Here is a 15,203-nt window from a genome sequence, read left to right on the forward strand (position 1 = left end):
GCAGAAGATACGGCTGGGATCGGTCAAACGGGATGAAGCGGCTCATCGCGACACTCTACAGCCTTACCCCTTCACAGGGTACCCCAACCCGACAGGCTGCTAAGCTATGATATGTACGTGGCGTGATTCCACCGACAGGGCACAGGCCATACGGCTGTAAAATAACGGCAGACATATAGAATCACAAAGTATTGTTACATTAAAACAACGATATAAATATAACTTCCTTCGTTTCATGACATCGTGGAGACCTGTGATAGTTATGGATTCTGATGCGCGGCTGTCCGCCGACATAGGCGGCACATTTACCGATATCGTTCTGGACGCACGGGGCAAAAGACTGACCCGCAAGGTCCTGACCACGCCCCATGCCCCCGAAGAAGGTGTGCTGGAGGGCATCACCCTGGTACTGGCGGACGCGGGACTGACGCTGTCGGATATCAACATGTTCGTGCATGGCACGACGCTGGCCACGAACGCCATTATCGAACGCCGTGGTGCACGCACCGCGCTGGTCGCGACGGAAGGTTTTCGTGATGTGCTGGCCATCGGCACCGAAAGCCGCTTTGACCAGTATGACATCATGCTGCAGAAGCCACAGCCGCTTGTGCCCCGCGATCTGCGTTTCACGCTGCGCGAACGCATGGATGCCCGTGGCGGGGTCCAGATTGCCCCCGATGATGAACAGATCAGGCAACTGGGCCTGCAGCTTGCCGCCGCCGGGGTGGAAAGCGTGGCCGTAGCGTTCCTGCATGCCTATGCCAACCCCACCCATGAACTGCGGGTGCGTGACATACTGACGGATGTGCTGCCACCGGGCGTAACCCTGTCACTGTCATGCGAAGTGTGCCCGCAGGTCCGTGAATACGAACGGACCTCCACCACGGTGGCGAATGCCTATGTGCAGCCCCTGATGGCAGGCTATCTGGCCCGATTGGATCAGGCGTTAATGGCGCGGCATTTTGCCGGTACGCTGTATCTTGTCACGTCCAGCGGTGGCCTGACCTCGCTTGAGACCGCACGCACCTTCCCCGTCCGTCTGGTTGAATCCGGCCCTGCCGGGGGGGCCATTTTTGCCGCCCGCATTTCGGAATGCCTGCATGAAGAACGCGTGCTGTCCTTTGACATGGGCGGTACTACGGCCAAGATCTGCCTGATTGAACGCAATGAACCTGCCCAGTCACGCATATTCGAAGTTGACCGGACCGCCCGCTTCCTGAAGGGGTCGGGGCTGCCACTGTGCATTCCGGTTATTGAAATGATCGAAATTGGCGCAGGCGGCGGTTCAATCGCCCGACTTGACGCCATGAAGCGCGTTACGGTCGGCCCTGAAAGCGCTTCGTCCGTTCCCGGGCCCGCAGCCTACGGGCGCGGTGGCGCCCGGCCGACCGTGACAGACGCTGATGTGATGCTGGGATTGCTGCGACCGGAAGGTTTTGCCGGTGGCAGCCTGACCCTCCAGCCAGCCCTGTCCGCGCGTGCCCTGAGTGACGCCATCGGGACCGAGCTTTCGCTTTCTGCCGAGATGGCCGCTCATGCGGTATATGAAATCGTATGTGAAAGCATGGCCAGCGCCGCACGCGTCCATGCGGCAGAACGTGGCGCCGTCCTGTCCCGGCATACCATGGTCGCCTTTGGTGGGGCGGCCCCGCTGCATGCCGCGCGGGTTGCGGAAAAACTGGGAGTACGGCGACTGGTCATTCCCAACAGTGCCGGTGTGGGGTCGGCTGTCGGCTTCCTGACGGCGCCTGTTTCGTATGAGATTGCCCGTTCCCATCATACCAGGGTCGATGAACATACCGATTATGCGGCCATTTCGGCCCTGCTGTCGGATATGGAAGAAGCCGCACGCAGCATGGTGCAGACCGGTGCCGGAAGCGCGCCACTGGTCAAACGGGCTGCGGCCTTCATGCGCTATGTTGGTCAGGGGCATGAAATCATGGTGGAACTGCCGGACCGTCCCTTGTGTCAGGCTGATGCCCGGGGCCTGCGTGAAGCTTTCACGCAGGAATATGCCCGTCAGTTCGCCCGTAGCATTCCCAATGCGCCGATTGAGGTGCTGAACTGGTCGGTACGTATTTCCACCATTCCCGCCCCACCCGTGCCGTTTATCCCGGCGGGCGAGAAGATCACCCTGTCTCCGCTGGAGATACGTCGCTTCTTTGATGGTGGCAGCAATGGGTGGGTGGATCTTCCGGTCTATGATCGCGCAGGTGCCCCGTCTGGCGCGTTCGTGCCCGGCCCGGCCATTATTGTTGAAAAAGAAACCACCACCTACGTTTCCGCCCGTTTTGACGCGCAGATTGATGGCAGCGGTAACATCATCATGAACCAGAAGGATGCGGCATGATGGACGCCTCTCATACCCCCGGCAGCACAGAAATTGACCTGCAGATCATGTGGAACCGGCTGATCACCGTTGTAGGTGAACAGGCGCAGGTGCTGATCCGCACGGCGTTCAGTCCTATTGTGCGGGAATGTGAGGACATTTCCGCCGGTGTGTTCGATCTGGAAGGGCGCATGCTGGCGCAGGCCGTAACCGGCACGCCGGGCCATGTGAATTCCATGGCGGAAGCCGTAAAGCATTTCATTCGCCATTTCCCGCTCGAAACCATGCGTGAGGGCGATGCCTATATCACCAACGACCCATGGATGGGCACCGGACACCTGAACGACTTTGTGGTTACGACTCCCGCTTTTCACAAGGGGAAGCTGGTCGCCCTGTTTTCATGCACCAGTCACCTCATGGATATCGGGGGGCTGGGCAATGGTCCTGAAGCTTCCGACGTGTTCATGGAGGGACTGTACCTGCCCATGCTCAGGCTGCTGGATCAGGGACAGGTCAATGAAACCCTGATGGCGGTCATCCGCGCCAATACGCGCCTGCCGTTGGATACGGAAGGCGATACCTATTCCCTCGCCGCCTGTAACGATGTGGGCGCGCGGGCGCTTTCAGCCATGATGGAAGAATTCGGCATAACAGATCTTGGCCCCTTGGCCGATTTCATCATTACACGCTCCCGCATGGCGGTGGAAGAACGTATTGCCGCCCTGCCCCAGGGGAAATGGACCAACACCATGCGGACGGATGGCTATGACCATCCTGTCCTGCTGGCCGCAAGCCTGGCCATAGCGCCGGATCATGTCCTGGTGGATTACGCGGGCACATCGCCCGCCGTCATGCGCGGGATCAATGTGCCGCTGGCCTATACCAAGGCCTATACGGTATTTGGCCTCAAATGCATCATCGCCCCCGATGTACCGAACAATGCCGGTTCCCTGGCACCCTTCCGTGTAACCGCGCCGACGGGCACGATCCTGAACGCCCTGCGCCCCGCCCCGGTTTCCGCCCGGCATGTCATCGGGCAGATGCTGCCTGACGTCGTGTTCGGCTGCCTGCATCACCCCCTGCCCCACCGGGTTCCCGCGGAAGGGACTTCATGCATATGGAACATTACCGTACGCGGTACATGGCACGATGCTGGCAATACCAACCCGGCCTATGCACTGGCCATCACCACCAATGGTGGCACGGGCGCGCGCCCGGGACTGGACGGTCTTTCCGCTACGGCGTTCCCATCCGGCGTACACGGAACACCGGTTGAAATTGCCGAAATCCAGTCCCCCCTCATCTTCTGGCGCAAGGAACTGCGGCCTGGCAGCGGGGGAGAAGGCACAACGCGTGGCGGGCTGGGGCAGGTCATGGAGATATCCAACACCGAATCTGCCCCTTTTGAACTGCTGGCTGCCTTTGACCGCATTGCCAATCCGCCCCGTGGGCGCGCAGGTGGCCGGAACGGCATGGCAGGTCATGTCAGCCTGTCTTCCGGCCGGGTGCTGCCCGGCAAGGGACTGCAGGTCATTCCGGCAGGCGATCGGCTGATGGTTCTGACACCAGGCGGCGCAGGACTGGGTGATCCGGCGCAGCGCGACCCGGCACTGGCTGAAAGCGACCAGACCCAGGGCCTGCTGGCAGACGGGGCGCAGGCATGACGGATCACTCCTCCCGCCTTAACGAGATGCCGGCTGTCATTCTGACTTTTCCCCTGCCGGATCTGGTGACACAACGGCTGGGCACGCAATACCACGTCGAATCCCTGCTTACGCCAGCGGCCCGGCAGGCCTATGTCACGCATTCGGGCAACCTCGTACGTGCCATTGTGACCAATGGTTCCACCCGACTGGATGGTGCCTTCATGGATACGATGCCGAACCTGTGCATCATCCATACGTTCGGCGTCGGTTATGAAGGGGTGGATGTAGATGCCGCGCGGGCACGCGGGATCGAGGTCGCCTATAGTCCCGGCACGAATGCCGATAGCGTGGCGGATCAGGCCTTCGCCCTGCTGCTGGCGGTCATGCGTGATATCGTGCCCAATGACGGTCTTGTACGACAGGGTGCATGGCGGCCCGTCCGGCCCGTTCCGCCCCAGCTATCGGGACAGAAAATTGGCATTCTGGGCATGGGGCATATCGGGCAGCGGATTGCCGCCCGCGCAGCCGGTTTTTCCATGCCGGTATTTTATTACAGCCGCAGGCCACGCAATCAGGCGCAATGGACCTACTGTTCTTCCGTTATGGATATGGCGGCACGGGTCAACGTACTGGCGATCGCCCTGCCGGGCGGGCCGGAGACCTGCCACCTGGTTGATGCGGATGTACTCCAGGCGCTTGGCCCGCAGGGCTATGTTGTCAATGTGGGCCGGGGGAGTGTCATCAGCAATACGGCGCTGAGCGATGCACTGGAAAAAGGCATTATCGCCGGGGCCGGCCTGGATGTGACTGAAGGGGAACCGGACGTACCTGCAACCCTGCGGGAACAACCAAATATTGTCTTTTCTCCACACGTCGGCGCACGTTCGCCGCAATCTCTGCTGACATGCCTCGATCAGGTCATGACCAACCTGCATGCCGCACTGGCGGGACGGTCGGTTCATACACCCGTGCCCTGACGGCATCCGGGCCGACTTGCCTTATGGATTAAAAATGCCAGTATGGGATACAGGACACGACCTCGAAATAAGGTGCATTGCGGCCACGATGAAGCAGAACCGGAAAAAGGCACAGACCCGCCCGCCTGAAGAAACGTCACGGCAGGATGGCATGTTCATTGTCTCCTCCTCCCATCTCGCCGTGCCGGGTGCCGAGGATCTGAGTGAATTCGAGTTCGCGCTGACGGTGGCGAACCATGCCTTTCAGCGCTGGATGACATGCGGCATGCAGGCGGTGGGCGTGCGCGATCTATCCCCACTGGATGTATTGGTGCTTCACTGCATCAATCACCGCAATAGACCCAAGAGCATTTCCGACATCCTGTTCATGCTCAACATCAGCGAACGGCACTATCTTAATTACTCCATGAAAAAACTTGAAAAAATGGAGCTTATTTCAAAATCAAAAGCAGGAAAGGAAGTGTTCCTGCAGGCGACACCGAAGGGTAGCGACGCCTGTCAGGATTATGCACGGGTTAGACAGGCCTGCCTGCTGGACCTCATACCCAAGGACCGCAGCGTGGCCCAGAGCCGTATTGATGAAGTGGCCCGTGCTTTACGTGTTCTCACCGGTTTTTATGAACAGGCCTCCCGTGCAGCTACATCCCTGTAATAGCCATGATACGTTTATTGAGACAGGGAACCGAAGAGGTCGAGACATGGAAGGCAAAGCGAGAGCGTCACGGAAGCGGGTACTGTCATCGCCCCTGTCCGCAATCAGATAGTGGGCATCTGGCAGGACTGGCTGCAGGATACGTCATTCATGGAATTCAGGCGAACAGCATGATGCCTTAACTTTCTGCTCTGAACGGGATATCGGTCCTGTCGAAAGCCCTTGCGGGAGGGGTTCGTCCCCTATAATCGGATGGGACTGCAGACAGGAGGTCGAATGGCGGATCAGGACAGAAAAAGGAAATTTTCAGGTCGCCCCGACAGTCGCATGTCGGAAGAACTGGACGCCCTTATCCTGAAAACCGCCACCCGACTGTTTGGGGAACAGGGCTACGCGGCCACATCGGTCGAACAGATCGCAGCCGTGGCCAAGGTGGGCAAGCAGACCATCTACCGGCGGCACCCGTCCAAGGAAAACCTGTTCAAGACGGTCATTTCCGAACTGGGAAACAGCTTCCTGCTCGCCGCCTCCCCATCAGATGAAATGGTTTCCAGCGATCCGCTACAGGCGCTGTACAAAACCATGCGGATGCTGCTTGACCTGATCCTCAGCCCTGAAACGCTTTCGCTAAGCCGCACCTTTATCGCGGAAGGATGGCGTTTTCCGGATCTGGTAAACCATGCCGGCGCCCATATCTTTGATCCGCTTGAAAAACTGACATGCAAGCTCCTGACCGCTGTCTCCCGCGCGGGCCTTCTGAAGGCGGGGTGTGACCTTGAAGAAACCAGCCAGATGCTTGCCACGCTCTGCCTTGGCGGTCCCCACCAGCAGATGCTGTTCGGGCGCAGGGTTCTGACAACGGCAGAGGAGCGCGACGGCTACCTTGACCACGCATGGCGTGCCTTCATGACGGGCATACTGGCAGCCCCTGCTTCCAGCCCGTCCGGCAATTAGGACCGGTAAAAGAAGAGGCTGGTTTTTTCCCGGCACCGACCCGCAGCCGGGAAAAACTGGCCCCCCCACCCCACCGTTACTTCTGTTTCCTGTCCTGCGGGGCGCTGGTGTCAAATCCGCCCCCTATTGCCCTGTACATGTCAACCGATGCATCAAGGCTGGACAGAAGTGCTGTCGTATGCGCCAGTTCCGCCTGCTGCGCGAGTACCTGTGCGGAAAGCACATCCAGCCTGCTGGAATAACCGTGTTCCAGCCGCAGCTGCGTCAGTTCCACGGTTTTTTCGGCGGCTGTTTCCTTGTCCCCGTCACCCTGTTCGCGCTCATGGGCATTGTTCTGTTCAAGCAGGGCGTCATGCACTTCCTTGAAGGCCGTGCGGATACTCTGCTTGTACAGGATGACCTGCTCGTTCTTCTCGGCTTTCGCCAGTTTGACGCCGCTTGCCGTTCTCCCGAAATCCATCACCGGCGCCGCCATTGATGCCGCCAGCGTCCATGACCGCGTGGTGGCGCGATAGAGGTTGTCGATGTCGATGTTGTTCACCCCCGCCAGACTGGCCAGCGAGATGGTGGGGAAATAGGCCGCGCGCGCAAAGCCGATATTGAAGTTGCTGGCGATCAGCGTCTGCTCATGCATGGCGATGTCGGGCCTGCGCTCCAGCAGGGAGGACGGGATTTCCGGCGGTGTCGGGATAGGGATTGTCAACGCGTCTATGTCCCTGCCCCGCTCCATTGCCTGCCCGATGATCTGCTGGGGCGAGCGGCCCAGCATGACGGCCAGCGCGCTTTCCGCCTTGCCGCGCTGGTCCTCCACATCCGGGAGCGCAGCCTGTGCGGCATCACGCTGCTCGGTTACGTTCTGCACCACCAGCGCGTCCACTGCACCCACCTCATGCTGGCGCTGCACCAGGGCCAGCAGATCTGTCTGGGTCTGGATGGTCTGTTGCAGGATGTCGCGTTGCCGATCCAGCGCACGCAGGCTGAAATACAGCTTTGCGGTCGCGGCAGCAATAGACAGCCGGGCTGCCTCGTGACCATAACCCGCCGCCTTCACGCCCGCCTTTGCCGCTTTGCTCAGGCTGGCATTCTTGCCCCAGAAATCCGCTTCATAATTCAGCATGCCGCCGATGAAGCCAAGGTTGCTCATCTTGTGCGCGACAGGCAGGTCGTCGTTCAGGTGCAGGCGGCCATAGGCATCTGATCCCGCAACCGAAATGGAGGGCAACTGGTTGGCGAAGGCATATTTGTACTGCGCGCGCGCCTGCTGAAGTTTCGCACCCGCCAGCGCAAGGTCGTCATTGTTTTTCAGCGCTTCCGCCACCAGCGCGTCCAGCACCGGATCACCATAGCTGCGCCACCATTCGCCGCCATCTGGTACGGTGGCGGCCTGCTGCGTGCCCCATTTATCGGGCATGTGCATCTGTGGCCGATGATAGGTCGGCGCCAGCCATGCGCAACCTGCCAGCAGCGCGGGCAGCAGGAGGATCGGGGTGCGTTTCATCGGGTGGCTCCCTCAACCTGCGGCGATGGCGTTTCCTTCACCCGGAACCACAGCACGTACAGCGAAGGCAGGAAGATCAGCGTCAGCACTGTCGCCACGGCAAGCCCGCCCATGATGACATCGGCCATCGGGCCCCAGAACACGCTGGACGCAATGGGCAACATGCCAAGGATGGCGGCAACAGCGGTCAGCATGATGGGACGGAAGCGGATTTTGGCGGCATTCATCACTGCATCCCATTCCGATTGCCCAAGGTCCTTCTCGATCTGGATCTGGTGCACCAGAATGACCGAATTACGGATGATCATGCCAATCAGCGCCACCAGTCCCAGCATGGCGATGAACCCCATCGGGTGCTGGGTCAGGAACAGCGCGCCCACCACCCCGATCAGGCCGAAGGGAGCAACACTGATGACCAGCGCCAGACGCCTGAAGTCCTGCAACTGGATCATCAGTACGCCCAGCATGACCAGGACCATGAGTGGCACGACGGCAATGACGGATTTCTGGGATTTCGCACTTTCCTCGACCGTGCCACCCACCGCGACATGATAGCCCGATGGAAGACCCGCGTTGAACGCCGCGATTTTCGGCGCCAGCGTGGCAACAGCCGTATCCGCCTGCACCCCGTCACGGAGCTGCGCCTGTATGGTCAGGGTCGGCAGCCGGTCACGCCGCCAGATCAGGGGATAATCCTCGACATAGGAGACGCTGGCCACGGTGGAAAGCGGCACCGTCTGGTCATTGGGCAGGCGGATGTCAAGGTTGCGCAGGTCCTCGATCGACAGGCGCTGGGCGTGGTTGGCGCGCAGCACGACATCGACCAGATAGATGCTGTCGCGCACCTGCGTCGCCGTAAGCCCGGTCACCGCCGAATTGATGGCCAGCGCAATCGCCCCGGATGACAGGCCCAGACGGTGCGCTTCATCCTGCCGCACGTCGATCTTCAGCTTGCGCGCAGGGTCGCCCCAGTCGAAATTGACCATGTGCAACTGGTTGCTGTCGGCCATGATCTTCGCCACGCCATGCGCGTAATGCCAGACCCGGTCCGTGTCGCGGCCCGTCACGCGGTACTGCACCGGCCAGCCCACTGGCGGCCCGAGTTCCAGCGGGAACAGCCCATGCACCACATCAGGCATGTCGCGGCTTAACGCCACGTCCAGTCGCCTGCGCAGCCGGTCGCGCGCCACGGCACTTTTGGCCACGATAACGGTCTGGGTAAAGAAGTCGTTGGGAAGCTGCTCGTTAAGCGACAGGTAAAAGCGCACGGCCCCGCGCCCGATATAGGAACTCCAGTGGTCAATATCGGGATCATTGCGCAGGAGAGCGTCCAGTCGGTGCGAGACATCCGCAGTCGCCCTGATCGACGCACCCTGCCGCAGCGACAGGTCAACCAGCAGTTCCGGCCGGTCGGATGCCGGGAAGAACTGCCGGGGTACCAGTGGCGAGAGCGCAATGGCCACGACCAGCGCCGCAAGGCTGGCCAGCACGGTCGCACGCGGCCGGCGCATGGTGAACAGCAGCGCACGGCTGAACACGCGCAGCAGCCGCCCTTCCGGCGGGGCATGGGGCGCTGCTGCCGGGCGCTGCTTCAGGATGGTCACGCCCACCAGCGGGGCCACCAGCACGGCCACGAACCATGACGCGATCAGCGCCATGCCCACCACGGCAAAGAGCGAGAACGTGTATTCCCCCGCCACACTTTTCGCGAACCCGACCGGGATGAATCCCGCCACGGTCACAAGGGTTCCGGTCAGCATGGGGAACGCGGTCGAGACATAGGCATAGGTCGCAGCCCGCGTCAGGGTCCAGCCCTCCTCCAGCTTGCTGACCATGCTCTCCACCGTAATCATGGCGTCATCGACCAGCAGGCCGAGGGCAATGATCAGCGCGCCGAGCGAGACGCGCTGCAGGTCGATGCCGAACAGCTTCATGCACACGAACACCACCGCCAGCACGAAGGGAATGCAGAACGCCACCACCGTCCCCGCGCGGCCACCGAGGCTAAGAAAGCTTATGCCCAGCACAATGGCGATGGCTTCAAACAGGGCTTCGGTAAAATCGCCCACCGCGTCATGCACGACCTTGGGCTGGTTGGCGACCAGGTGCGCCTCGATCCCGATGGGCATGCGGGCATGCAGTTCGGCCATTTTCGCCGTGATGTTCTTTTCCAGTTCCAGCACGTTGCCACCGCTGCGCATGGACAGGGCCAGTCCGATCGCGTCCTGCCCGCCCACGCGGAACATGGTCTGCGGCGGGTCGGAATAGGTGCGGGTGATGGTGGCGATGTCGCCCAGCCGGACCTTGCGGCTGCCTGCATAGACCGTAACGTTGGCAATATCCGCCACCGACCCGAACTGCCCGGTCGGCTGGACCTGTATCTGCTCGCGCCCGGTATCGATCACGCCTGATGGCACCGTGGCGTTCTGCGCCAGCAGGGCGGCGGCGATCGTCGCCCCGTTTATACCCAGCCGGGCCAGGTGGTGGGTGGAGAAATCGACATAGATCTTCTCATCCTGCGCGCCGAGCGTATCGATCTTGGCGACATCGGGCACATGCAGCAGTTCGTCGCGGACCGTCTCGACATAGTCGCGCAGGTCGCGATGGGAAAAGCCATCGGCGGTAAAGCCGTAGATGATGCCGTAGGTATCGCCGAACTCATCATCAAAGAACGGGCCGACCGTGCCCTGCGGCAACTGGGCCTTGATGTCGCCCACCTTCTTGCGCACCTGATACCAGATGTCAGGCACTTCCGCCTTGGGCGCGCCCGACAGCAGGTTGACGAAAATCGTGGTCTTGCCCGCCAGCGTATAGCTCTTGACGTAATCGAGGTCGGGCGTTTCCTGCAGCTTTTTTTCGATGCGCTCGGTCAGCTGATGGGTCGTTTCCTCCACCGAGGCTCCAGGCAGAAACGCCTCCACCACCATGGTCTTGACGGTAAAGGGCGGGTCTTCATTCCGGCCCAATCTGAAGTAGGACTGGATACCGGCCACGCCAATCAGGATCATGAAGAACAGGACCAGAGCGCGATGGCGGATGGACCAGTCGGACAGGTTTATGCCCCCCGGCGCGCGTGGCTCAGGGGCGGACATCGGCTTCATCCAGCAGGCTGACCTTTTCTTGCGGATACAGCGCCTGCACGCCTGCCGTCACCACCCGGTCCCCGGCATTCAGGCCGGATGCGATCGCCACGTCATCGGTGCCGTAGCGTGCGATGGTGACGGGGCGCTGGGATACGCGCTGCGTGTCGGGAGCCACGATCCAGACCGCAGGCTTGCCGTCCTGTGTCGTCAGGGCAGCGGGCGGCAGATGGACGGTTGGCGCTAATGGCACGGACAGATGTCCTGTCACCACTGCCCCCAGCGGCATCATGTCCCGCGTGGCGCGCAGCAGCGCCCTGGTATGATAGGTGCGGGTCAGCGGATCGGTATCGGGCGCGATTTCGTAGATCGCGGCGGGCGCGCAGACCACGGGCGCCGCATCAAGACATACCTTCATGGTCATGCCCACGGTTAAACGGGACTGCACGAGGGCCTCGGGCATGTCGAACTGTGCGTCCAGCCCGTCATTGGCCGCCATGCGCAACACCGGCTGGCCTGCGGCGACCACCTCGCCTGCTTCCACCAGCCGGTCGGTCACGATGCCGTCCTCCGGAGCCACAAGGCGGGTATAGCCAAGCTGTTCCTGCGCCACGCGCACCTGTGCCTGTGTGGCCTGCACCTGATCCTGCGCGGTTTTGTACCGGCGAACCGCATCATCATAATCATTGCGCGAAATCGCCTGCACCGGCAGCAGGGCTGCAGCGCGCTGTCTAAGGGGCGCAGCCTGTTCCAGCGCCGCCCGTGCCGTGGCGTTTTCCGCCAGCGCCGTGCGCAGGGTCTGCTGCGGCACCGTGTCATCCAGCCGTGCCAGCACATCCCCCGCATGCACGACGCTGCCTGCGGACACAGTGCGTTCCACCACCTTGCCAGGCAGGCGGAAGGCGAGATTGATGGACTGATGGGCCGCGATCTGGCCTGTCACGACCTCCCCATTTGCATCGGGCGCGGGTTCGACAATGACGGAACGGACGGGCCGGACTTCCTCCACCGCCACCTTTTTATGGCACGCGGAGAGCAGAAGCAGCAGGCAGAGCAGGATCAGGCCCGGAGCACTACCCGCTTTTTTCATGACTGCCGCAGGGCACCGGTCTGGCGGGGCGCTGTCTTCCCTGTGCAGGGCCGGATAAAAAATGGTGGTCAGGAAGGATGAAGGCTGCACATGGCCCACGACCTCACTGCCAGTATGTCTGGTTTGCATGGATACCGACCACCCTCAGTCATTTCCAGAACCGGCGGCAGGACGCAGCCGTTATGGATTACATAGACGAGACCGTATCGTATTGCAACGACGGAAACTTCGAAGCATCTGCCCGTCCCCGACGGCTGGCAAGGGGACACATATCAATGGTTTCTACAATCCACATCGACGCCATTCATATCTGGGCGGTATCAGTCCCCTCACTTTCGAAGCAGGAGTGGCATAATCACGTCCTGACCGGCACAAAACCGTCACAAGTCCACTCTATCGAGGTGACGATACGCTTCAGACCTGACGACGAATTTCGAGCACGTATGCCCGCACGGCTGCGTACCTGCTATTGCAAATTACTATCAGTTGCGAAATAAGGTGCTGGAAACATCATTATATGGGCTCTGATAATGAATCTTCGTGCGCTTTGCCTGACCACCGTCCTGGCATCCAGCCTGCTGCTGGGCGTTGACTGTCGGGTGGCAGCTGTCGCTGCTACAAATGCGTCTTATCCCGTGCCTAAGAAAGTCCGGTCTTCTTCTCCCAGCGATGTGCCACCTCGCAATGTTGCAGCGAAGGGCGCGGATACGAACGCAAAAGACATGCCTGACGGCGCGCCGGGCCAGCACGAAGATATCGTCGTCACCGCCGCGCGCCAGAACCGCATGTATGTCAGCAGCGGTGGTGATCTGGGGGCGCTTGGAAAGAAGAAGGGCCTGGATGTGCCCTTCAATATCCGTAGTTACAATTCCAGCCTCATCCTGAACCAGCAGTCACAGACGCTGGGCGATGTGCTGCTGAACGATCCCACCGTGCGCACGACAATGGGGTATGGCAATTACGCGCAGCTGTTCCAGATCCGCGGATTCACGCTGTATGGCGATGACGTGGCGATTGACGGCCTGTATGGCGTCACCCCACGGCAGCTTGTCTCACCCCAGCTTTATGATTCGGTGCAGGTGCTCAATGGCGCTAGCGCGTTCCTCAATGGCGCGGCCCCCGGCGGTTCGGCCATTGGCGGCAATGTCAACCTGATCCCCAAGCGCGCGGCGGCAACCGACATCACACGCATCACCGGCGATTACACCAGTGGCGGGCAGGGGGGCGGCGCGCTTGATGTCAGCCGCCGGTTTGGCCGCGACCATGCCTTTGGCTTCCGCTTCAACGCAGCAGGCATGGATGGGGAAACGGCGATCAGGGGCGAGCGGCGCGATGACGTCGCCCTTGGCGCGGCTTTTGACTGGCACAATGACGATACGCGCATCGACATGAACATGAATTACCAGAAACAGCAGGTCTATGGCGGACGCAGCGCGATCATCGTCTCCAGCCTGGCTGATGGCATGCCTGCGCCCAAGGCGACCGCGCCGTCGGAAAACTGGGGGCAGCGCTGGGCCTATACCGACCTGAGTTACCTGTTCGGCACGCTGAACATTGAACATGATTTTGGCAGCCACATTACCGCGTATGGCAAATTCGGCGCACAGGGTGGCAATGAAATGGGCAATTACGCCACCACCACGCTGACCAATTCCCGCACCGGGGCTGGCACCGTGGGCGCGATGGCGGATGCGTACAACGTTATGAACGAGGCCACGCAGGCCGGTATCCACGCGCATGTCACCACTGGCCCGATCAAGCACGAAATCAACGCGGGCGGGTCAGCGATATGGGAAGAATCAGACGCCGCCTATTCCATGAGCCTGACGTCACAGGCAGGCAATATCTATCATCCCACGCAGTTCACCCCCTCAGAAACCTATAGCGGCGGCACGCTGGACAATCCCGGTCGCGTGGCGTGGAACAAGCTGTACAGCCTGTTTCTGTCAGACACGATGACATTCTGGCACGACCGCATCGCGTTGACGGGCGGGTTCCGGTATCAAGATATTCTGTCGGACTCCTTTGCCTACGGCACCGGCACGCTCAGCACCCATTACGATGCAGCGGCGTTCTCCCCAGTCATTGGCCTTGTCATCCATCCGGTCAAACATGCGGCCCTGTATTTCAACCGGATCCAGGGCCTGTCGGCGGGGCAGACGGTAGGAGCCACCTATGTCAATGCCGGGCAGGTTTTCGCGCCATACCAGAGCACCCAGTACGAGGTAGGCGCGAAATACGATATCGGGCGGTTTGCCGCCGGTGTCGCATTTTTCCAGACATCCATGCCACAGGGTATGACCGAGGCCTATGGCAATACCGGACAGGAGATTTACACACAGGACGGCAGGCAGCGGAACCGGGGCATGGAACTGACCTTCAATGGCGAGATCCTGCGCGGCCTGCGTTTTAACGGTGGCCTGACACTGATCGACGCCAAGCAGATGCATACGGCGGGCGGCGCGTATGACGGCAAGACCGTGATTGGCGTACCGAACTATACCATCAACGGCAACCTTGAATACGACGTGCCGTTCGTAAAGGGGCTGACACTGGTTGGTCGTGTCATCAGCACCGGCAAGCAGCAGTTCAACAACATGAATACGACGCACCTGCCTGCATGGTCACGTTTTGACCTTGGCGCGCGCTATACCTTCCTTGCGGCGAAGAAGCCGCTGACCGCACGTTTTGAGGTCGATAACATCGGTAACCAGCGGTACTGGGCCTCGGTTTACCAGAGTGATCTGGTCATGGGTGACCCCGAAACCTTCAAATTTTCGATTAGTTCTGATCTCTGATCCAAGAAATTTTATTCAATACATTCGGTAAATAAATAATACATAGAGGAAATATATCATTATTAATTTTATTATATTGTCAATCTATACTATTATATAATTGTATGATTTATTTTATTTCTAATAGTTGAATTAGAACAAAGGTGTTGGGTAAGTTCCCGGGATCTCTGTCCTGGAAT

General features: G+C 60.3%; 9 protein-coding genes. 6 read left to right on the top strand and 3 right to left on the bottom strand.

Annotation, left to right across the window (positions count from 1 at the left end):
• The first annotated feature begins 262 nt into the window (after positions 1–262).
• From CFR79_RS13270 to CFR79_RS13290, 5 genes are all read left to right on the top strand, one after another.
• Positions 263–2,350: a hydantoinase/oxoprolinase family protein gene (locus CFR79_RS13270; protein ID WP_110548216.1), complete on the top strand. Its 2,088-nt coding sequence runs from the start codon at positions 263–265 to the stop codon at positions 2,348–2,350.
• Entirely contained in the window at positions 2,347–3,993 is a 1,647-nt protein-coding gene (locus CFR79_RS13275) for a hydantoinase B/oxoprolinase family protein (RefSeq protein WP_258373602.1), read from the top strand. Before CFR79_RS13270 ends, CFR79_RS13275 begins: the two co-directional genes overlap by 4 nt.
• A complete protein-coding gene (locus CFR79_RS13280; RefSeq protein WP_110548217.1) occupies positions 3,990–4,952 on the top strand; it encodes a 2-hydroxyacid dehydrogenase in 963 nt (320 codons plus the stop codon). The genes CFR79_RS13275 and CFR79_RS13280 overlap by 4 nt, the downstream gene beginning before the upstream one ends.
• Before the next feature lie 88 nt (positions 4,953–5,040).
• Positions 5,041–5,604, top strand: a complete 564-nt coding sequence (locus CFR79_RS13285; RefSeq protein WP_039734802.1) for a winged helix DNA-binding protein — start codon at positions 5,041–5,043, stop codon at positions 5,602–5,604.
• A gap of 327 nt (positions 5,605–5,931) precedes the next feature.
• A complete protein-coding gene (locus CFR79_RS13290) occupies positions 5,932–6,558 on the top strand; it encodes a TetR/AcrR family transcriptional regulator (protein WP_258373603.1) in 627 nt (208 codons plus the stop codon).
• 76 nt (positions 6,559–6,634) lie between these two features.
• Here CFR79_RS13290 and CFR79_RS13295 read toward each other — a convergent pair whose 3' ends face one another.
• Genes CFR79_RS13295 through CFR79_RS13305 form a run of 3 tightly spaced genes read right to left on the bottom strand, consistent with a single transcriptional unit; the run spans position 6,635 to position 12,355 of the window.
• Positions 6,635–8,056: an efflux transporter outer membrane subunit gene (locus CFR79_RS13295; protein WP_039734805.1), complete on the bottom strand. Its 1,422-nt coding sequence runs from the start codon at positions 8,054–8,056 to the stop codon at positions 6,635–6,637.
• Positions 8,053–11,157, bottom strand: coding sequence for an efflux RND transporter permease subunit (locus CFR79_RS13300; protein ID WP_110548218.1), 3,105 nt, complete (start codon positions 11,155–11,157; stop codon positions 8,053–8,055). Before CFR79_RS13300 ends, CFR79_RS13295 begins: the two co-directional genes overlap by 4 nt.
• On the bottom strand, positions 11,135–12,355 hold the full coding sequence (locus CFR79_RS13305; protein ID WP_110548219.1) for an efflux RND transporter periplasmic adaptor subunit: 1,221 nt from the start codon (positions 12,353–12,355) through the stop codon (positions 11,135–11,137). Before CFR79_RS13305 ends, CFR79_RS13300 begins: the two co-directional genes overlap by 23 nt.
• 401 nt (positions 12,356–12,756) lie before the next feature.
• Between CFR79_RS13305 and CFR79_RS13310 the strand changes: the two genes are divergently transcribed.
• Positions 12,757–15,024, top strand: a complete 2,268-nt coding sequence (locus CFR79_RS13310; protein ID WP_110548220.1) for a TonB-dependent receptor — start codon at positions 12,757–12,759, stop codon at positions 15,022–15,024.
• Positions 15,025–15,203 lie beyond the last annotated feature (179 nt).

This window comes from Komagataeibacter saccharivorans, assembly GCF_003207825.1.
GTDB lineage: Bacteria > Pseudomonadota > Alphaproteobacteria > Acetobacterales > Acetobacteraceae > Komagataeibacter > Komagataeibacter saccharivorans.

Excerpts from the sequence above, each read along its gene's own strand:
- CFR79_RS13270 (WP_110548216.1), top strand. The coding sequence starts at position 263 with ATGGATTCTGATGCGCGGCTGTCCGCCGACATAGGCGGCACATTTACC.
- CFR79_RS13275 (WP_258373602.1), top strand. The coding sequence starts at position 2,347 with ATGATGGACGCCTCTCATACCCCCGGCAGCACAGAAATTGACCTGCAG.
- CFR79_RS13280 (WP_110548217.1), top strand. The coding sequence starts at position 3,990 with ATGACGGATCACTCCTCCCGCCTTAACGAGATGCCGGCTGTCATTCTG.
- CFR79_RS13285 (WP_039734802.1), top strand. The coding sequence starts at position 5,041 with ATGAAGCAGAACCGGAAAAAGGCACAGACCCGCCCGCCTGAAGAAACG.
- CFR79_RS13290 (WP_258373603.1), top strand. The coding sequence starts at position 5,932 with ATGTCGGAAGAACTGGACGCCCTTATCCTGAAAACCGCCACCCGACTG.
- CFR79_RS13295 (WP_039734805.1), bottom strand. The coding sequence starts at position 8,056 with ATGAAACGCACCCCGATCCTCCTGCTGCCCGCGCTGCTGGCAGGTTGC.
- CFR79_RS13300 (WP_110548218.1), bottom strand. The coding sequence starts at position 11,157 with ATGAAGCCGATGTCCGCCCCTGAGCCACGCGCGCCGGGGGGCATAAAC.
- CFR79_RS13305 (WP_110548219.1), bottom strand. The coding sequence starts at position 12,355 with ATGCAAACCAGACATACTGGCAGTGAGGTCGTGGGCCATGTGCAGCCT.
- CFR79_RS13310 (WP_110548220.1), top strand. The coding sequence starts at position 12,757 with ATGAATCTTCGTGCGCTTTGCCTGACCACCGTCCTGGCATCCAGCCTG.